Raw genomic sequence first — 19,095 nt, 5'->3', positions numbered from 1 at the left:
CGGGGGGCCTTCGTCGTGCCGCCACCGGCGCGGGTACCGCTACCGTTGCGCCATGGCGCGCGACATTCAGGAGCGGATCAAGAAGCTCATCATCGATCAGCGGCTGCCCTCCGGAGCCTCTCTGCCCACCGAGCCCGAACTGATGGAACGCCTCGGCGTCAGTCGGAACTCCGTGCGAGAGGCCCTCAAGGCACTGCAGGCGATGGGCATCGTGGAAATCCGGCACGGTTTCGGTACATATGTCGGACCCATGTCGATGGCTCCCATGATCGAGGGCCTCACCTTCCGCACGGTGGCCGGCCACTACCGCGGCGAGGACAGCCTTCGTCAGCTCCTGGAACTGCGGGAGGCCGTGGAGACCGGACTCATCGCGCGCCTCGCGGGCCGCATCCCGGACGCCGATCTGGCCGAACTGGACTCCATCGTCGACCGGATGGACACCGAAGCGGCGGCCCACGACGGCCGGAACGGGCAGTCGAGTGCGGTCCACACCGAAACGGACCGCGCATTTCACGCCACCCTTTACCGCTGCCTGCGCAATCCCCTGCTCAGCGAGGTCCTGGAGGCGTTCTGGGACGCCTTCCACAAGGTACGTACCGATCTGGTGGACGTACCGCAGGATCCCAAGGTCACCTGCCGCCAGCACCGGGAGATCGTCGACGCGGTCCGGTCCGGCGATGTACTCAGGGCCGAGCAGGCAATACGGGAACACTTCGGTAATATTCGAACGCGATTGAGCGCTCCTGTCTCAACAGGCAACTCAAATCGCTCGTATGACCGGTAAACACCTTGTTTCGCTCTTGCGATCATGGCTAGGGGCGTAGAACCTTGTGCTGGAGCCACTGGCTCTCATGAGGCAGGCGGTGCGGGGCAGTTGGGGGCCCCATCCGGCCGGTGCCCGCGGGGGAAGGGACGGGGGGTCCCTTTCATGAACGGATGCCGAGGGGGGCATCATGCAACCGGAAGGTGGCTGTTCCATGTCTAAGGGGACGGTGGCCTGCCACTGATGCGTCCGTGAAGGTCGGGGGACCGGCTCGGACGGAAGGACCAACGAACACGCGGGCGACCGCGTGCGGGGGGATGACTCATGACGTCGACGCCGACCGGCGCCCGGCCGGACGACCCGTCACAGACGACCCAGCTGCGGGTGCCGTCGCACCGGACAGGCGGGTTCCGACGTATCAAGAAGGCCCTGCCGCGATACGACTACGAGCACTACAGCCGTCTCGCGGGGCCGCTCACGCAGCCGGACCCGACCAAGCCGTACAAGGTGCAGTACCGTTCCCTGCTGTCGCAGGAACCGCACCGGATCAGGGCCGCGCTGATGCTGGGAGCCGCGCCGCTGCTCTCGCTCGTGCTGCTCGCCTGGCTGCTGCAGCCGACGCACTGGACGAAGCGTGACTACGTCGCCAACGACTGGCTGCCCACGCTCGACGTCATCATGCTCATATCGATCGGTCTGATCGAGTTCTTCCGCTGCATGAACGTGCTGTCGAACGCGCACGCCACGCTCGTCGCCCGTGACCCGATACCCGTGGTGCCCGAGACCGGCACCCGCGTCGCCTTCCTCACCTCCTTCGTGCCCGGCAAGGAGCCGCTCGAGATGGTGACGAAGACGCTGGAGGCGGCCGTCAAGATCCGCCACCGCGGCCTCATGCACGTCTGGCTCCTCGACGAGGGCGACGACCCCGCCGTCAAGGAGGTCTGCCTGCGGCTCGGCGTGCACCACTTCTCCCGCAAGGGCGTGGCGAAGTGGAACATGAGCAAGGGCCCGCACCGCGCCAAGACCAAGCACGGCAACTACAACGCCTGGCTGGACGCGCACGGCGACGACTACGACTACTTCGCATCGGTCGACACCGACCACGTCCCGATGCCCAACTACCTCGAGCGGATGCTCGGCTTCTTCCGCGACGAGAACGTCGGCTTCGTCATCGGCCCGCAGGTCTACGGCAACTACGACAACTTCATCACCAAGGCCGCCGAGTCCCAGCAGTTCCTCTTCCACGCCCTGATCCAGCGCGCGGGCAACGCCTACGGCTCCCCGATGTTCGTCGGCACGAGCAACGCCGTACGCATCAGCGCACTGAAGCAGATCGGCGGTCTGTACGACTCGATCACCGAGGACATGGCGACCGGCTTCGAGATCCACCGCGCCACGAACCCGAAGACCGGCAAGAAGTGGAAGTCGGTCTACACCCCGGACGTGCTCGCGGTCGGTGAGGGCCCCAACGCCTGGACGGACTTCTTCACGCAGCAGCTGCGCTGGTCGCGAGGAACGTACGAGACCATCCTGAAGCAGTTCTGGAAGGCGCCGTTCTCGCTGCCGCCCGGCCGCCTCTTCAACTACACGATGATGGTCATCTTCTACCCGATGTCCGCCATGAACTGGATCCTGGCCGCGCTCTCCTGCGCGCTGTTCCTGGGCATGGGCGCATCGGGCGTGAACATCGACCCGACGATCTGGCTGATGCTGTACGGCAACGCGTCGGCGCTGCAGATCGGCCTCTACATCTGGAACCGCCGCCACAACGTCTCGCCGCACGAGCCCGAGGGCTCCGGCGGTATCGCGGGCATGGTGATGTCGGCGCTCTCCGCGCCGGTCTACGCACGCTCCCTGCTCGACGCCGTGCTGCGCCGCAAGAGCAAGTTCGTGGTGACCCCCAAGGGCGATTCTGCGAGCCCGGACACCCTGTTCGGCACGTTCCGCATCCACCTGTTCTTCATCCTGGTCTTCGCCGGCTCGATGGCCGCCGCGTTCGTGTTCGACCACGTCCACCCGGCGATGATCATCTGGGCCACGTTCGCCCTGCTGATCACGGCGGCGCCGATCTTCGCCTGGCGGTGGGGGATGCGGCAGGACAAGAAGAAGCGCAAGTCCCAGCAGGGACCCGGAGCTTCGGGGCCGCCTTCCGGCGGCGGGGAACCGAAGGTGCCGCAGCAGCGTGACACCACGGCGGAGCTGCCGCAGGCGCATCAGCCTCCGCAGGCGCCGCACGCACCGCAGCAGAAGCCCAGTTGGGCAGCGAACGACCAGACCATGCAGATCGCCCTTGGGGGACGTAAGAAATGAAGGACCGCTCCAGCCGCCGCCGCGCCCGCCGCATCGCGATAGGCGCGGCGGTGGTCATAGCGCTGGCCGGGATGAACGGCCCGTGGCTGTGGCGCGTGGGTTCGGAGAAGTACCACGACTACAAGATCAATAAGCCGGAGTACAAGGCCGACAACGGCCACTGGCAGGTCGTGAACTTCCCCGAGGAGTACCGCCAGAACACGATCCACGCAGCGCTCCTGCACACCGGCAAGATCCTCCTGGTCGCCGGCTCCGGAAACAACCAGAAGAACTTCGACGCGAAGAAGTTCGACACCCGCCTGTGGGACCCGGTCAAGAACACGATCAAGAAGATCAAGACGCCCGTCGACCTCTTCTGCACCGGCCACACCCAGCTCGCCAACGGCAATCTCCTGATCGCTGGCGGTACTCAGCGCTACGAGAAGCTCAAGGGCGACATCACCAAGGCGGGCGGCCTGATGGTGGTGCACAACGAAGACCCGGACAAGCCGATCACGCTGCCGGCCGGGACGAAGTTCACCGGCAAGAAGAACGGCAAGACGTTCGTCTCCAAGGACCCGGTCGTCGTCGAGCGCGCCAAGAAGGTCTTCGACAAGCAGACCGGCGCGTTCGTGCGCAACGAACCGGGCCTCGGCCGGGTGTACGTGGAGGCACAGAAGAGCGGCACGAAGTACGAGACGGGTACGCAGGACAACTACCGCGTGCAGGGCCTCAAGGGCTCCGCCACCCGCAACACGTACGGCATCGCGCAGAAGCTCGCCCTGGACAAGAAGGACTTCCAGGGGATCAAGGACGCCTTCGAGTTCGACCCGGTCGCCGAGAAGTACATCAAGGTCGACCCGATGAACGAGGCCCGCTGGTACCCCACGCTGACCACGCTCTCGGACGGCAAGGTGCTCAGCCTCTCGGGCCTCGACGAGATCGGCCAGCTGGTCCCGGGCAAGAACGAGATCTACGACCCCAAGACCAAGAAGTGGACCTACACCAAGCAGGTCCGCCAGTTCCCGACCTACCCGGCCGTCTTCCAGTTGGAGAGCGGCAGGCTCTTCTACTCGGGCTCGAACGCGGGCTACGGCCCCGACGACGTCGGCCGCAAGCCCGGCACCTGGGACCTGGAGAAGAAGGGCAGCTGGAAGGGGATTCCGGGGATGAGCGACCCCGACCTCCTCGAGACCTCCAACACGGTCGAACTGCCGCCCGCGCAGGACCAGAAGTACATGGTGGTCGGTGGCGGCGGTGTCGGCGAGTCCAAGAAGTCCAGCAAGAAGACCCGCATCGTCGACCTCCTGGACGACGACCCGAAGTTCGTCGACGGTCCCGAGCTGGAGAAGGGCACGCGTTACCCGCAGGCCTCGACCCTGCCCGACGACACGGTGCTCATATCCGGCGGCTCCGAGGACTACCGCGGACGCAGCGACTCGAACATCAAGCAGGCGCGGATCTACGACGCCAAGACCGGCGACATGCGCCGCGTCGCGGACCCGGAGGTCGGGCGCAACTACCACTCGGGCTCGATCCTGCTGCCCGACGGCCGCGTGATGTTCTTCGGCTCCGACTCGCTCTACTCGGACAAGGCCAACACCAAGCCGGGCGAGTTCGAGCAGCGCATCGAGATCTACACGCCGCCGTACCTCTACCAGGGCTCGCAGCCGACGCTCTCCGGCGGCCCCGAGGAGATCAAGCGCGGCGGGTCGGGCACGTATCGGACGAAGCACGCCTCGTCCATCAAGACGGCCCGCCTGATCAGGCCGAGCGCCTCGACGCACGTCACCGACATCGACCAGACGTCGGTCGCCCTGGACCTGAAGAAGTCCAAGGACGGGGTCACGGTGACGATCCCGAAGGAGAAGAGCCTGGTCGAGTCCGGCTGGTACATGCTGTTCGTCACCGATGACCAGGGGACTCCGAGCAAGGCCCAGTGGGTCCACGTGCCGTAGCCCCGTCAGGGCGCGGGGAACTGCGCGCTCAGCGCACGAAAAGCCGCAGTCGCAGATGCCGAGGTCTCGGCATCTGCGACTGCGGCTCTTTTGGTGTTGCTCGCGCAGTTCCCCGCGCCCCTGACGGGGCGCTACTTAGCTGCTTCGGCCAGCTTCAGCGCGTACTCGGGCCACCACTCCCCTGCCTTGGGGCCACCCCGGCAGGTCCCGTCCGACTCACCGGGCCGCTTGATCCAGAGGTACGCGTCCACGAGCGGGTCACCGGTCTTGGTGGTGGGCGCCTCGCCCAGCGCGCGGCCGGGCGGGTTGCACCAGGAGTCCTTGCCCTTGGTGTACGCGCCGTTGCCGTTCCGGGCCGTGTCGATGACGAACGGCTTGTTGCCGATCTTCGCGGAGAGCTTCTTGCCGAACTCCGTGCTCGCCTCGGTGGTCTCGAAGTTCGAGACGTTCACCGAGAAGCCGTCGGCCTGCTCGACGCCCGACCACTTCAGGGGCTCCCAGAGCGAGTCGGGGTTCTTCCATCCCGCGTTGCCCGCGTCCAGGTACACCTTGGTGTTCTTCAGGGACTTGAGCTTCTCGATGGCGCCCTTGAGGAGGTCGTAACGCTCCTCGTGGAACTCCTCCGGCGTGCAGTTGTCCACCAGGTGGAGCACCGCGTCCGGCTCCAGGATGACCGTCGCCTTGCGGTCGCCGATGCCCTTGGCCACCTTGTCGATGAACGCGCGGTATTCGTTGCCGTCGGCCGCGCCGCCGCCCGAGTACTGGCCGCAGTCGCGGTGCGGGATGTTGTAGACGACCAGGAGCGCGTCCCGGTCGGCCTTCGTCGCGGCCTCGGTGAAGCCGCGCGCCTGTTCCTCCGCGTTCTCCGGGACGATCCACTCGGCCACCGGCTGTTCGGCGATCTTGCGGATCAGCTCGGCGTCGTCCTTCTTGCCGTCCTTCTCGTACGAGGCGACCTGCTTGGCCGCGTTCCCCTGCGGGTTGACCCAGTACGGGTCGGAACCCTTCGGCTGCTGCTTGACCGGCTGTCCCGACGACTCCTCGTCGCCCGAGTCGCCGTCGGAGGAGCACCCCGACAGCAGCAGCGCCGCCCCCGCAAACGCCGCCGCAGCCTTCACCCCCCTGACCGCGATGCGATGACCGCGGCCGGTGCCTTTGTGGTACATCCACTCCCCCTTGGGTGCACTGTCCGATTCTCAATCCTGACATACACACTCCCGGCCCACGAGGCCCGCCCGTCGGCTGCGGAGAGCTGTAGGTGACCTGTTACAGCACCGCGCCCGGGGGTAGGCGCAGGGCGCAGGGGGACTCTCTGGGAGAAGATCATGCGGGACCGCACCTTTGAACTACGGCTGGCCCAAGCCCTGGTGGAGACCACGAACACACTGGACGAGGACTTCGACCCCGAGCACTATCTGAGCCGGGTGGCCGGGCACTGCGTGGGGCTGCTCGACGCCTCTGCCGCCGCGGTCGTCTTCGACAGGGCCGGCGCCCCCGAGGCGGCCGCCGGCGGCCACCCGCGAGACCTGGCACTGAAGCTGCTCGGCGCCCAACGGAGCGGCGGCCCCTGCGTGGAGAGCCTCGGAACGGGGCTTCCGGTGCCGCCGGTGCGGCTCACGGCGGACGAACCCGCCGCGCGCTGGCCGGAGTTCACCGCGCTGGCCCGCCGCCACGGCATCGGCATGACCTACGCCCTTCCGCTGCGCCAGCGCACGGCGCGGCTCGGCGCGCTCAACGTCTTCGTCCCCGAGACGAGCCGGATCGTGCACGCCGACGGCGAGTTGCACATCGCGCAGGCGATCGCCGACGCCGCCGCGGTAGGTCTGCACAATCACCGCGCCTGCACGGAGTATCGCGTGCTCGCCACACAGCTCCAGGGCGCCCTGACCAGCCGCGTACGCATCGAACAGGCCAAGGGCATACTCGCCGAACGCTGGCGCACCCACGTGGACGTGGCCTTCGACGCGCTGCGGCGGTACGCGCGCAGAGAACGGCTGGTCATCGAGGAGGTCGCCACCGAGGTGATCAAGGGATCACTGGACGACGCGGCCCTGCGCGGCGATTGGTCCGAACCTTCCTGAAGGTCATCCCGGAACCATCACCACCTGCGGTGATCACGGAGAGGAAGCGAACAGCGACTTGGCGTTAATCCACCTCTAGGCTGCGGCGCCCATTCGTTCTAGAGTCGACACAACGGCCCAAGCCCCTGGCCTGATCGTCCATCCCGCATTGCGGGGTTGGCCACTGAACCTCCCGCGCCGACGCCGGGTTACTCCCGCAGCTCGTGCGCGCGCGGTCGAGGACCAGCCCGGTCGGCGGCTCCGGGGGGAGCGGGCCGCCGACCGGGCCGGGTCACTCCCGGCAGGGGACCGGCTCTACGACTCGACGCCGGTGAGATAGGCGGAGACCACCACGTTCGCCGAGTACGTCTTGGTCGCCCGGTCGAAGGTGCCGCCGCAGGTGATCAGTCGGAGCTCGGCACGGCCGTCCTCATGCGGGCCGTACGCCTTCTTCGCGTCGAAGCGCTCCCGGGTGAGGACCTGGACGTCGTCCACGGTGAACTCGGCGACCGAGCCGTCGTCCCGGGCCACCCGGATCTTCTCGCCGGGGCGCATCGCGCTGAGGTCGTAGAAGACCGCGGGGCGCGTCTCGGTGTCGACGTGGCCCACGAACAGGGAGGTGCCCGCCTCGCCGGGGCGCGTGCCGCCGCCGTACCAGCCGACGGAGTCCGCCTCCTCGAAGGGCGGCGGATCGATGGCGCCGTCCTGGTCGAGCCCGCGGGCGACCACGGGCGCCCGCACCTTCAGCGAGGGGACGTCGACGCTCTCGGGCTTCGCGGCGTCCAACGGCTCGTGCGCGTCCGGGAGTTCGACGGCGAACGGCCTGCCCACCGCCGCCACGTCACCCGTCGTGGGCTCCGAGACCCCGCCCCGCACGTCGGTGATCTCGCTGCCCCACAGCCAGAGCCCGACGAGCAGCAGCGCCCAGGCGACCCCGGTGAGGAATCGCCCGTGCCCACCCGCCGTTTCCTCTTGGCCCGACACGTCGGTCGTCGCCCGTCACTCGGAGCGGCGCCGGCGGACGCTGCGGAACGCCACGGCCACGGCCGCCACCCCGGCGAGCACCAGGCCGATCACCGCGTGCAGGGTGCCGGGGCCCGCCTCCTGGCTGTGCGCGGCCAGCTGCGCGGTGCCGCCGCCACCGGCGCGGACCGGCGAGACGGGTTCGGTCCGGTTCTCCTGTCCGACCTGGTTCTCCTGGCCGACCTGGATGGTGCCCACGCCCTGGTGGGGATGGCCGTCGCAGATGACGGTGATGTCGTACGACCCGACGAGGCCGTTCCTGATCGTGGCGGAGCCGTTCAGGGAGTACTTGTCGCCGTCCCTACCGGTGAGCTTCGCGTCGCCCGTGAACGCCCCGGACCCGGCGGTCCCGGTCGTCCCGTCACAGCCCGTGACGCTGATCTCCACCTTGGCCCCGGCGTCGGCGCGGGCCGGAACGGCCGTGGCCTGCACCTTTTCCTTGTCGTGGGCGTACGCGGGCGCCGTGGCCGCGACGGGAAGCACGGCAAGGACAGCCGCCCCGACTATGCCACACAGGGTGAGTGAGCCTCTACGCATCGTGAACCTCCTGTTTCGAGGTTCACGCGCGGCGACACGTCACGCCTCCCGTGTGCGGCAAACGGGTGGCTTTTGCTCAGACGCGGTCGACGAGATCCGCGATCGAATCCACGACGTTCGAGGGCCGGAACGGGTGCTGGTCGATGTCCTTCCGGGAGGTCAGCCCCGTGAGGACCAGGAAGGTCTCCATCCCGGCCTCGAGCCCGGCGAGGATGTCCGTGTCCATGCGGTCGCCGATCATGGCGCTGGTCTCGGAGTGCGCCCCGATGGCGTTCAGGCCCGTGCGCATCATCAAGGGGTTCGGCTTGCCGGCGAAGTAGGGGTTGCGGCCCGTGGCCTTGGTGATCAACGCGGCGACAGCCCCGGTCGCGGGCAGGGGCCCTTCCATGGAGGGCCCGGTCTCGTCCGGGTTCGTGCAGATGAAGCGGGCCCCGCCGTTGATCAGCCGCACGGCCTTGGTCATGGCCTCGAAGGAGTACGTACGGGTCTCGCCGAGCACCACGTAGTCCGGGTCGTGGTCGGTCAGGACGTACCCGATGTCGTGCAGCGCGGTGGTGAGTCCCGCCTCGCCGATGACGTACGCCGTGCCGCCGGGCCGCTGGTCGTCCAGGAACTTCGCGGTGGCGAGCGCCGATGTCCAGATGTTCTCGACGGGCACTTCGAGGCCCATGCGGGTCAGGCGGGCCTGGAGGTCGCGCGCGGTGTAGATCGAGTTGTTCGTCAGGACAAGGAAGGGCTTCCCGGACTCGCGGAGCCTCTTGATGAAGGCGTCGGCGCCGGGAATCGGAACGCCTTCGTGGATGAGCACGCCGTCCATGTCGGTGAGCCACGATTCGATGGGCTTGCGCTCTGCCATGGGGTGCACTCCTGCGGTCTGCGATCTACGGGTGAGCTGAGGGGCGCCGGGACAGCTCTGTGCCGACGCCCCTCACCCTAATCAGGAAGCGGTGATCGTGACCCCGTCGATCACCCAGAACCAGTTGTTGCCGCCGGTGTACCGGAAGCGGACCTGGGCCTTCTTGGCTCCGGCGGGCACCTGGAGAGCGATCTTCTCGACGGCGGACGCGGTGTCCGCGGTGTACGTCTTCACCACGGCCGGAGCCCCTCCGTCGTACGAGACGAGCACCTCGCCCTTCTGCGGGGCCTCCTGGCGGTAGTACGTCGTGTAGGTGAGGGTGGCCCGCGCGCCGCCCCGCACGTCGTACGAGGGGCTGACCAGCGTCGAGTCGAAGGTGCCCGAGAAGGTCTTGTCGGTCCACTCGTCGCCGTCCGCGACGGCGAAGACGTTCCGGGCGCGGATGTTGAGCTCACGCTGCTGGTCGCGCTCGGTCTTCGTCCAGAACTCGTCCGTGGTGAAGGACCAGCCGCGCCACTCGGTGATGCCGCCCGTGCCCATCCTGGAGTTGTCGACGCTCCAGCCGCTCGGCGGTGTGTGCGTGAAGCCGATGACTCCGGCACCGATGCCGGTCTCGTCGACGGGCCCCGTCAGCTTGGCCCGCAGCGCGTCGAACGCGTCCGGCGTGGGCTGCTGCACGGGGCGTCCGTCCAGGCCCCAGGCCGGGTCGATCGCGACACCGAGGTGCGCGAGCGCGCTGGCGGCCACGTCGGGCATGCGGACGTCGTGGCGGACCGAGCCCGCCGTGACCCCGCCGCCGGTGGCGATCATGAAGGTCTGGCGCTCGGGCCAGCTGGAGCCGCCGTGACCGCCGGGGTCGGTGTGCCCGTGGTCGGCGGTGATCATGATGAGCCAGTCCTCGTCGCCGTACGTGGCACGGGACTTGACCGCGGCGACGATCTGTCCGACCTGGGTGTCGGCGCCGTGGATCGCGTCGAGATAGGCCCGGCTCGCGGCGCCGCTGTCGTGGCCCGCGTGGTCGATGTTGTCGAGCTGGACGAAGACCGCGTCGGGGTTGCCGCTCTTCAACTCGGCGACGGCGCGGGTGGTGGTTCCCGCGTCGTACTCGGCCGACGGGGTGGACACCCGGGCGTCGACCTTCGCGGAGAAGATGATGTCGGTGATCGGCGCCCAGGACGAGACGGCGTACGTCCGCAGATGCGGCTTCGCGGCCTCGACGCGGGTCATGAAGTCCGGGTACGTGGCGAGATCGTGCCCGGTGAACTCGTTGTTCACGACCTTGTGCTTGTCGGGCCAGACGCCGGTGATGAGCGTCGACCAGCCGGGGCCCGAGGAGGTGGGGGCGAGCGGGTTGGCGTAGATGCTGCTCGGCGCGGTCAGGCCCGCGCTCATCAGGCCCTTGAGGGCGGGTGCGTCGGCGTCCTTGATTCTGCCGAGCAGGGCGCCGTCCAGGCCGATCACCAGGACCTTCGGGGTCCTGGCCGCGGCCTTGGCGACGGTGGCGAGGGGGCCTGCGGCCACCGCGAGGGCGGCGGTGGAGACGAGGAGCGAGCGGCGGGATATGCCGTGCGACGACACGTGGTCCTCCGAGGTTCGTAGGGGGGGGAGGGCTGGCGCGCGCCAACGCCCCTGGAGAACCAGGGGCGTTGGGTCCATACCCGTTATCTTTTCGCTACCGGACACCTTGGGCCAAGGGTGCGGCGGTGAACTCTCAGCTACCGGTCGCCGACTTCCAGTCCTCGACGTACGTCTGGAGGTTCTCGGAGATGTCGGCCCAGTCCGGCTCGAAGACCTCGACCCCGTCGACGATCTTGTCGAGCGCGACCGCGTTGGCGTCGGTGGCCTTGATGTCCTTGCGCGCCGCGAAGCCGCCGCCGATCTCGCTGACCTGCTGCTGGGCCTTCTGGCTGAGCAGGTAGTCGAGGAACTTCTTGGCGTTGGCGTTGTGCGGGGCCTTGTTGACCAGGCCGGCCGCGTAGGGCAGCGCGAACGTGGTGGGCTTGCCACCCTCCTTGGCCGGGAACCAGATGCCGAGGTTCGGCATGTCCTTGGACTGGGCGTAGTTCATCTGGACGTCGCCATTGGCGGCGAGGAGTTCGCCCTTGTCGACCTTGGGCGCGAGCTTGCCGGTGGAGGCGGAAGGACCGACGTTGTTGGTCTGGAGCTTCTTCAGGTAGTCCATGGCGGGCTTCTTGCCGCCGAAGTCGTGCATCGCCTTGATGAGCACGGCGGTTCCGTCGCCCGCGACGCCGGGCGTGGAGTATTGGACCTTGTCCTTGTACGACGGGTCCGTGAGGTCCTCCCAGGTCTTGGGCGCCTTGCCGCCGCTGAGTTCCTTCTTGTTGTAGATGAAGCCGAAGTAGTTGTTCACGACGGAGGTCCACTTGCCGTCGGCGGCCTTGTCGGCGCCGTCGACCTGGTCGGAGCCCTTGGGCTTGTAGGCCTGGAGCAGGCCCTTGTCGTCGGCCTGCTGGATGAACGGCGGCAGGGTGATGATGACATCGGCCTGCGTGTTGGACTTCTCGCGGACGGCGCGCTGCACCATCTCGCCGGAGCCGCCCTCGACGTAGTTCACCTTGATGCCGGTCTTCTTCTCGAAGTCCTTGAAGACCTGGTCGTACCAGCCGTCGCCGTTCTCGCCCTTGAGGCCGTCGGCGCTGTAGACGGTGACCTCCTTCGCGTCGGACGCGGAGGATTCGCCGCAGGCGGTGAGGGATCCGGCGAGGACGAGGCTGCCGGAGACGGCGGCGATCGTGCGGGTGCGGGTGTGACGCGACATGGCGATTCGTACTCCTTGCAAGTCGTGGGTTCGGTCAGCGGTAGGAGGCGCGGGTGCGGATGCGGGAGACGCCGAAGAGGACGAGCAGCGTCGCCGCCATCAGGACCACCGCGACGGCGGCACCGGTGAAGAGGGAGCCGCGGTCGGTGGCCGCGTAGATCTGCACGGGAAGCGGCATCCAGTCCGGCGGGTAGAGCATCATCGTGGCGCTCAACTCGCCCATGGAGAGCGCGAAGCAGAGGCCCGCCGCCGCGTTGAGCGACGGCAGCAGGAGCGGCAGCTTCACCTTCCACAGGACGTACGCGGGCCGGGCACCGAGCGATGCGGCGGCCTGTGCGTACGCCGGGTCGAGGCGGACGATGGCAGCCGAAACCGACTGGTAGGCGAACGCCGTGACAAGAATGGTGTGCGCGAGGATCACGATCCAGCGCGTGCCGTTGAGGATCATCGGCGGCTTGCTGAACGCGACGAGGATCGCGAGCCCGACGACGACGGACGGCACGGCCACCGGCAGCATGAAGAGGGTGTCGAGGACCCTCTTGCCGCCCCTCTTCAGCGAGGCCGCCGCGAGCGCGGCCCAGGTACCGACGGCCAGCGCGAGCAGGCTCGCGGTGACGGCGGTGACCAGGCTGGTGGTGAGCGCCTTGAGCGATTCCCCGCGGGTGGCCGACTCGTAGTGCCCCGTGGTGAATCCGGAGGGAAAGGCGCCGGACCAGTGCGAGGAGAACGAGGCGGCCAGGATCACGAGGAGAGGCAGCGCGAAAAGCGGCAGGAAGAAGACGAAGAAAAGAACCCAGGTGGCCCATTTCCCCTTGCGGCTATGCACCAACACGACGGCTCACCACCCGGTAGAGGCTGTAAAGGCCCACGGAGATCGCGATGTTGACCACGGCGACGACACAGGCCGCCGGATAGTCGGACTCGAGAATGGCCTTGCTGTAGACGAGCATCGGGAGGGTCGTGACCCCCTTGGCTCCGGTGAAGAGAACAATCCCGAACTCATTCAGACACATGACGAGTACGAGGCTGCCGCCCGCCGCGAGGGCGGGAAGCGCCTCGGGCAGGATGACCCGCCGGATGATGCGTCCGGGCTTCGCCCCGAGACTCGACGCGACTTCCAGCTGCGCGGTGTCGATCTGCGAGAACGCGGCGAGCAGCGGGCGCATCACGAAGGGCGTGAAGTACGTGATCTCGGCGAGAAGGACACCCCACGGGGTGGTGAGGAACTGAAAAGGCCCCTCCGCGGCCCCCGTCGCGCCCGTCCACATCCCATTGGCCATTCCCTTGGTGCCGTAGATGAACAGCAGGGCGAGGGTGATGAGGAAGGACGGAAAGGAGAGAAAGACGTCGATGAACCTGGCGACGGCTTTCCCTCCCGGGAACGGCACAAAGGCAATGACGAGCGCGAGCGCGAACCCGAGCACCAGACACCCGATCGTGGACCCGACGGCCAGCCACACGGTGGTCCCGAGCGCCTCCCGAAACGCGTCGGAGGCGAAGACGTCGGAGTAGGGCTGGAGGGAGGTCCCCCCGGTGTCGGGCTGAACGGACTGCTGGACGACGAGGGCGAGGGGGTAGAGGAAGAAGAGAGCGAGGAGAGCGATGGGGGGCAGGGCCCATACAAACGCGGGGAGTCGTTTCCGCTGTGGGCAGGCGTCCCGCGGGGCGATGGGGGTCCCCCCGCTCGAACGGAGTTGAGAGTGGGGGAGGGTGGGCACAGCCCCCACTGCCGGTTCAGCTTCAACGAGGCGTCCACCAGGGCTAACCATCGGTCACACCACCAGACAGCAACACGGCATCCTCGGGTGAGAAGTGCAGCGTGACCTCGTCACCAAGACCCGGCGGGGTCCGCAGCTCCCGAAGATCCGCCGTCACCCGCCGGCCGGCGACATCGACGTACAACCGGTGGGTGGCACCCCGCCACTGCACTTCGGCGACGCTGCCCGTCAGGGCGTTGGGCCCCTCCCCCAGGCCGACCAGATGCGGCCGCACGCACAGCGTGGCCGTGGCGCCCGGCGCCGCGTCCGCCGTGTCGACCTCCAGGTCGGCGCCCCCGAACGAGACGGTGCCAGAACCCACCCGTACCGGCAGCAGATTCGCATGGCCCACGAACGACGCCGTGAACTCGGTCCGAGGCGCCCGGTAAAGCTCCTGAGGTGTCCCGCAGTCCTTCAGGCGGGCCTTGTCCATGACGGCGATGCGATCCGCCAGGGTCAGGGCCTCCACCTGGTCATGGGTGACGTACAAGATGGAGACATCCGGCAACTCCCGGTGCAGCCGGGCAAGCTCCGCCAGCATCCCCGACCGCAACTGCGCGTCGAGCGCGGAAAGCGGCTCGTCAAGGAGGAGCACCCCCGGCCGAATGGCCAACGCCCGTGCGATGGCGACCCGTTGTTGCTGCCCACCGGAGAGCTCACGGGGAAACCGCTTGGCGTACGAGGCCATCCCCGTCATCTCCAGCGCCTCGGCCACCCGCCCGGGAATCTCGGCCTTGGTGACCTTCTGCGCCTTCATGCCGAAGGCGACGTTGTCCTCGACCCGCATGTGCGGGAAGAGCGCGTACTGCTGGACGACCATCCCGATCCCCCGCTGATGCGGCGGAAGGCCGGTGACATCGCGATCCCCGATGAACACCCGCCCGGAGGCGGGCCGCACGAACCCGGCGACGGCCCGCAGCGCGGTCGTCTTGCCTGAGCCCGACGGGCCGAGGAGGGCCATGACCTCGCCGGGCTCGACGGTCAGGTCGAACCCGTCGAGGACGGTGTTCCTGCCGTAGGCGACCGAGACGTCGTCGAAGCGGATACCGCTGCGTACGGGGGTGTGGCGGGCAGGGGTGCCGTCACTCATGCGTCAACACCCCGGAGTATCCCGGGCAGTTCGGCGACCGAGCCGAGGACGTGGGTGGCTCCCGCCCCCGTCAGCGCTTCGGCGTCGTGCGCCCCGGTGAGCACTCCGGCGACCACTCCGGCCCCGGCCCGCACTCCGCTCGTCATGTCGTACGCCGTGTCGCCCACGACGGCGATCCGCTGGACGCCGTCCACCGCGCCCGTCCGCAGGAAGGCGCTGAGCACCATGTCCGGGTAGGGCCGTCCGCGACCGCCCGCGTCGGCGGGGCACAGGGTCAGCTCGACGAGGTCCCGCCAGCCGAGCGCGTCCAGGATGGCGTCCTGCGTGACCCGGGCGAACCCGGTGCTCAACACCACGGTCAGGCCTGCGGACTTGAGCTCCTCGACGGCTTCCCGCGCGCCGGGGATCGGCGCGATCCGCCCCCCGTCGACGAGCTCCCCGTACGCCTTCTCGAAAGCCACGTTGCCCTGCTGGGCGAGGGCCTCGTCACCGAAGAGATGCCGGAAGACGGAGATCTTGGACTCGCCCATGGTGGCGCGTACGTAGTCCAGCTTCTCGGCATGGTCGGCCGAGCCCGGCTCGACGCCGAGTTCCGTCGCGGCGGCGGAGAAGGCCTGCTCGACGAGGCCTCCGTCGGCGACGGTGGTCCCTGCCATGTCCAGAACCACGAGGCCAATGCTGCTGTGTGCGGTCAACTCACTCACCATCCCAACTCGTTCGCGGTCTTCTCGGCGATCGCGGGCGAGCACGTCATGCCGCGCCCGCCGGGTCCGGTGACCAGCCAGACGCCCTCGCGCACCCGCTGCCGGTGCACGACTCGGGTCGTGTCGACGCACTGCGCGTACACCCCGGCCCAGCGCCGCTTGATCTTCGGCAGCGGGCGGCCCAGGAAGCCCTCAACGACCCCGGTGAGGTGGTCGTAGGGGTCTTCGAGGGTGTCGAAGGCGAAGGGGTGCTCGTACTCGTGGGTGTCGCCGATGGTCAGGCCGCCGTCCTTGCGCTGCACCATCAGGAGCTGCATCTTGTGCTCGGCGGCGGTCGGCGCCTGCGCCTGTCCTGCGTTGAGCGCGTCGAGGGCGTCCGACTTGTAGGCCGGGTAGTAGCGGAAGCTGTCCGCGTCGGCGACGGAGGTGGTGAGCGCCTCGCCGAGGGGCTCCGTCTGCATCATCTGCAGCCGCACGCGCCGCACGGGCAGGTCGGGCCCTGCGAGCTCGCGGACGAGGCCGCCGAGCCAGGCGCCGGTGGCGAGCACGACGACGTCACCGGTGTGTACGTCACCGTGGTCGTCCCGCACCGCGTTCTCGCCGACGACTTCGCGGACCTCACGGCCGGGCAGGAAGGTGTAGCGGGGCGAGGCCAACAGGGCTTCACGCAGCCGGAGTTGCGCTGTCCGTGGCTCGACGGCCGCGTCCCGCTCGCACCACAGCCCGGCGATGAAGTCACCCCGGAGCGCGGGGTTGACGGCGCGAGCCTCGTCGGCGTCGAGCAGCTTGTAGCCGCGGGCCGACGCGTCGGGGCGGGCGAGGGCGGCCTCGGCGACCGCGCGCTCGCGCTCGTTGCGTACGAGGGTGAGGGAGCCGTTGGCCCTGAAGCCGAGGCCCTCCACCTGCGCGCCTATCTCCTCCCACAGTTCACGGGCGCGAAGGGCGGTGTCCAGCTCCTCGCCCCCGGCGCGACCGCTCACCCATATCTGCCCGAAGTTGCGCAGCGAGGCTCCACGGGCCTCGCTTTCTCGCTCGATCTGTACGACCTCGTGGCCGCGGTTCACTGCGTGCCAGGCGTGCATGGTTCCCACCACGCCGGCTCCTACGACGATGACTCTCACGACGGCAACGCTCCTGGGGACGAGTGACCCGCTGTGGACCTGTCGGCAACGGGACGGTGAACGGCCACCCAAGCTTGGCCCAGACCCGTTACGTTCTCGTTATCATCGTGGGTCGTTTCGGTCCGACCCCCTTACGCAGAAGGGAAGTTCAGGATCCGCTGTTGGCCAAGTGCGTGGTGAAGGAGAACCGGTCGCCCCGGTAGAGGGTGCGGACCCGCTCAAGGGGGTGGCCGGAGGCATCCCGCGAGACGCGGTGGATCAGCAGCATGGGCAGCGCGGGAGGGGTGCCGATGAGCAGGGCCTCGCGGGGGGTGGCGAGGACGGTCTCGATGCGTTCGTCGGCGTCGCCGAAGGAGATGCCGAGCTGGTCGCGCAGGTAGGCGTAGAAGGAGGAGTCGGGCTCGAATTCCCGGTCGAGCGCGGGGACGCGGGCCACAGACACGTACGTACTCTCCAGGCCCACCCGCTCGTCGTCGGCGAGGAGCACACGCTCCATGTGCCAGACGGGCTCGCCCTTCTTGACCCCGATCTCGGCGGCGAGGACCGCGGGGGCGGGGAAACGGTCGAGGGAGATGAGATGTCGCCCGGGGGTACGCCCCTGCCGCCGTACGCCTTCCGTGTAGCTCGCGAGGGACAGCGGCTGCTCCAGCTTGGGGCCCGCGACGACCGTGCCGCGCCCCTGCCTGCGCAGCCGCCCTTCGAGCAGCAGCTCACGCAGCGCCTGCCGCACGGTCTCCCGCGCGACCTCGTACCGCACGGCGAGATCACGCTCGGTCGGCAGCGTCTGCCCGTCCCCCAACTCCTCTATCAGGTCGGCGATTTTGGCCTTCACCGCGTAGTACTTCGGGATGCGGCCGTGCTCGGGGATGCCGGAGCGGATGGGGGCGCCGGGGGCCTGGTCGAGCAGGTGCGCGGGAGGGTGCGGGGAGTTCGGGTTGTCCACCCGGGGATGTTCGCAGACGTAGGTGAACAGGTAGGTGAACGGAGGGTGCCGCGGCGGCCGGGTGCGCCTGCCGGGGCCTGCCGGGTCAGCGCCTCCGCGCGGCGCGCAGTCGCCTGGTCCCTACGACGAGGGCCCAGCCCCCGGCGAACAGCGCGCCGGCGACGGCACCGACGCCGAGGAGGGTGCGGGGTCCGGTGGCGGCGAGTTCATCGGCGTACGAAGAGTCTCCGTGATCGGAGCGCTCACCGGCTCCCCCACTGCCACCGTCGACGCCGGGCCCGTCACGGCTGCCGTCAGGGGCGGTACCGACGTCACTGTCACTACGGGTTTCTGTTCCTGTGTCGCTGCCGCTGTCGCTGTCGCTGCCGCTGCCGCTGCGTCCGTCGATGACGAACGGATAGTCGCTGGACTCACCGACCCAATCGCCGTCGTCGTCGCGGCGCTGGACGATGGCGGCGGAGATGACGGCGTGCTCGGAGCGGGCCCCGGAGGTGAAGGAGAGCCGCACCTTGACGGTGCGGGTCTGCCCCGCCTTGACCTTGAACCCGGGGAATCCGTCGTCGAAGACGCCGACGTTCTCGTCGCGGTCGGTCCGCTCGAACTCCACGGGGCGCCAGCGCGTTCCGTCGTGGAACTCCAACTGGATCTGCCGGGGCTTCAGCTCGCGTTCTTCGTCGACGATGACGACGACCGGGTGGATGTTCCCGCAGCTGCCGCGGGTGGTGTTGGCCAACTCGACGGCCCAGCTCCGATAGCCGCCCCCGGCCTCGTAGCCGGGGGGCCCGCCCTTGATGCGCGTCTCGATGGGGAAGCCTTGGCCGTTGGGGGCGGAGCAGATGGGGGGCTGGGCCGCCGCGACACCCGCCGGCACCCCATCCACGGCGGCGGCCGGCCCGGCTTGAACCACTCCGGCCGCACCGGCGGCGAGGGCGGCGGCGGTGAGGCCGGAGGCGAGGGGGCGGCGGAGTCGCATGGGGGGGCCTTTGCTGAGCGCGGGGAGGGCGGGAGCGGGAGCGGGGGCCGTATAACGGTTGAGAGGCTGGGTGACGCTGGAACGCTGTGACGCTGGCGAGCGGCAGGCCGTACACACTGGCCGTGGCCTGTGCCGTACGCACTGGCCGTGGCTAGTGCCGTACGCACTGGCCATGGCCCGCGACCTTGCCACGCCCACCCGATCCCACGGACCCGCCACAACCTGGTACCGCCGACTGGCCC

General features: G+C 68.7%; 17 protein-coding genes. 4 read left to right on the top strand and 13 right to left on the bottom strand.

The window, feature by feature from the left end; all coding sequences use genetic code 11:
• Nucleotides 1–52: 52 nt before the first annotated feature.
• The 3 genes from AC5P1C_RS17615 (at nt 53) to glxA (ending at nt 5,010) form a co-directional block, all read left to right on the top strand.
• On the top strand, nt 53–784 hold the full coding sequence (locus AC5P1C_RS17615; protein WP_493866777.1) for a FadR/GntR family transcriptional regulator: 732 nt from the start codon (nt 53–55) through the stop codon (nt 782–784).
• A gap of 303 nt (nt 785–1,087) precedes the next feature.
• Nucleotides 1,088–3,073: a glycosyltransferase family 2 protein gene (locus AC5P1C_RS17610; protein ID WP_493866776.1), complete on the top strand. Its 1,986-nt coding sequence runs from the start codon at nt 1,088–1,090 to the stop codon at nt 3,071–3,073.
• The gene (gene glxA / locus AC5P1C_RS17605) at nt 3,070–5,010 is read left to right on the top strand and encodes a radical copper oxidase GlxA (protein WP_493866775.1); all 1,941 of its coding nucleotides are present in this window, start codon (nt 3,070–3,072) and stop codon (nt 5,008–5,010) included. Before AC5P1C_RS17610 ends, glxA begins: the two co-directional genes overlap by 4 nt.
• A 131-nt stretch (nt 5,011–5,141) precedes the next feature.
• On the opposite strand, the gene AC5P1C_RS17600 is transcribed toward glxA, so the two are convergent.
• The gene (locus tag AC5P1C_RS17600; protein WP_493866774.1) at nt 5,142–6,176 is read right to left on the bottom strand and encodes a glycoside hydrolase family 6 protein; all 1,035 of its coding nucleotides are present in this window, start codon (nt 6,174–6,176) and stop codon (nt 5,142–5,144) included.
• A gap of 159 nt (nt 6,177–6,335) precedes the next feature.
• Here AC5P1C_RS17600 and AC5P1C_RS17595 point away from each other — a divergent pair, with 159 nt between their 5' ends.
• Nucleotides 6,336–7,091 (top strand): ANTAR domain-containing protein, encoded by a 756-nt coding sequence (locus AC5P1C_RS17595; protein ID WP_493866773.1) that lies wholly within the window; start codon nt 6,336–6,338, stop codon nt 7,089–7,091.
• A 294-nt stretch (nt 7,092–7,385) separates the two neighbouring features.
• Here AC5P1C_RS17595 and AC5P1C_RS17590 read toward each other — a convergent pair whose 3' ends face one another.
• The 12 genes from AC5P1C_RS17590 to AC5P1C_RS17535 form a co-directional block, all read right to left on the bottom strand.
• On the bottom strand, nt 7,386–8,054 hold the full coding sequence (locus AC5P1C_RS17590; RefSeq protein ID WP_493866772.1) for a class F sortase: 669 nt from the start codon (nt 8,052–8,054) through the stop codon (nt 7,386–7,388).
• 15 nt (nt 8,055–8,069) lie between these two features.
• On the bottom strand, nt 8,070–8,630 hold the full coding sequence (locus AC5P1C_RS17585; RefSeq protein ID WP_493866771.1) for a hypothetical protein: 561 nt from the start codon (nt 8,628–8,630) through the stop codon (nt 8,070–8,072).
• 76 nt (nt 8,631–8,706) lie between these two features.
• Complete coding sequence (locus AC5P1C_RS17580) at nt 8,707–9,486, bottom strand: HAD-IIA family hydrolase (protein ID WP_493866770.1); 780 nt, start codon at nt 9,484–9,486, stop codon at nt 8,707–8,709.
• Between the two features lie 81 nt (nt 9,487–9,567).
• Entirely contained in the window at nt 9,568–11,064 is a 1,497-nt protein-coding gene (locus AC5P1C_RS17575) for an alkaline phosphatase family protein (RefSeq protein WP_493866769.1), read from the bottom strand.
• A gap of 133 nt (nt 11,065–11,197) precedes the next feature.
• Nucleotides 11,198–12,265, bottom strand: coding sequence for a 2-aminoethylphosphonate ABC transporter substrate-binding protein (locus tag AC5P1C_RS17570; protein ID WP_493866768.1), 1,068 nt, complete (start codon nt 12,263–12,265; stop codon nt 11,198–11,200).
• Between the two features lie 34 nt (nt 12,266–12,299).
• Entirely contained in the window at nt 12,300–13,097 is a 798-nt protein-coding gene (locus AC5P1C_RS17565; RefSeq protein WP_493866767.1) for an ABC transporter permease, read from the bottom strand.
• Nucleotides 13,084–14,034 (bottom strand): 2-aminoethylphosphonate ABC transporter permease subunit, encoded by a 951-nt coding sequence (locus tag AC5P1C_RS17560; RefSeq protein WP_493866766.1) that lies wholly within the window; start codon nt 14,032–14,034, stop codon nt 13,084–13,086. Before AC5P1C_RS17560 ends, AC5P1C_RS17565 begins: the two co-directional genes overlap by 14 nt.
• Nucleotides 14,027–15,112 (bottom strand): ABC transporter ATP-binding protein, encoded by a 1,086-nt coding sequence (locus AC5P1C_RS17555; RefSeq protein WP_493866765.1) that lies wholly within the window; start codon nt 15,110–15,112, stop codon nt 14,027–14,029. The genes AC5P1C_RS17560 and AC5P1C_RS17555 overlap by 8 nt, the downstream gene beginning before the upstream one ends.
• Nucleotides 15,109–15,819, bottom strand: a complete 711-nt coding sequence (locus tag AC5P1C_RS17550; RefSeq protein ID WP_493866764.1) for a phosphonatase-like hydrolase — start codon at nt 15,817–15,819, stop codon at nt 15,109–15,111. The genes AC5P1C_RS17555 and AC5P1C_RS17550 overlap by 4 nt, the downstream gene beginning before the upstream one ends.
• Nucleotides 15,813–16,937: a TIGR03364 family FAD-dependent oxidoreductase gene (locus AC5P1C_RS17545; RefSeq protein WP_493866763.1), complete on the bottom strand. Its 1,125-nt coding sequence runs from the start codon at nt 16,935–16,937 to the stop codon at nt 15,813–15,815. The genes AC5P1C_RS17550 and AC5P1C_RS17545 overlap by 7 nt, the downstream gene beginning before the upstream one ends.
• Nucleotides 16,938–17,085: 148 nt before the next feature.
• A complete protein-coding gene (locus tag AC5P1C_RS17540) occupies nt 17,086–17,880 on the bottom strand; it encodes a GntR family transcriptional regulator (RefSeq protein WP_493866762.1) in 795 nt (264 codons plus the stop codon).
• Between the two features lie 85 nt (nt 17,881–17,965).
• Complete coding sequence (locus AC5P1C_RS17535) at nt 17,966–18,853, bottom strand: hypothetical protein (protein WP_493866761.1); 888 nt, start codon at nt 18,851–18,853, stop codon at nt 17,966–17,968.
• Nucleotides 18,854–19,095: the final 242 nt, after the last annotated feature.

It is taken from the genome of Streptomyces sp. A18, assembly GCF_059026065.1.
This window is presented reverse-complemented; position numbering and strand designations above follow the sequence as displayed.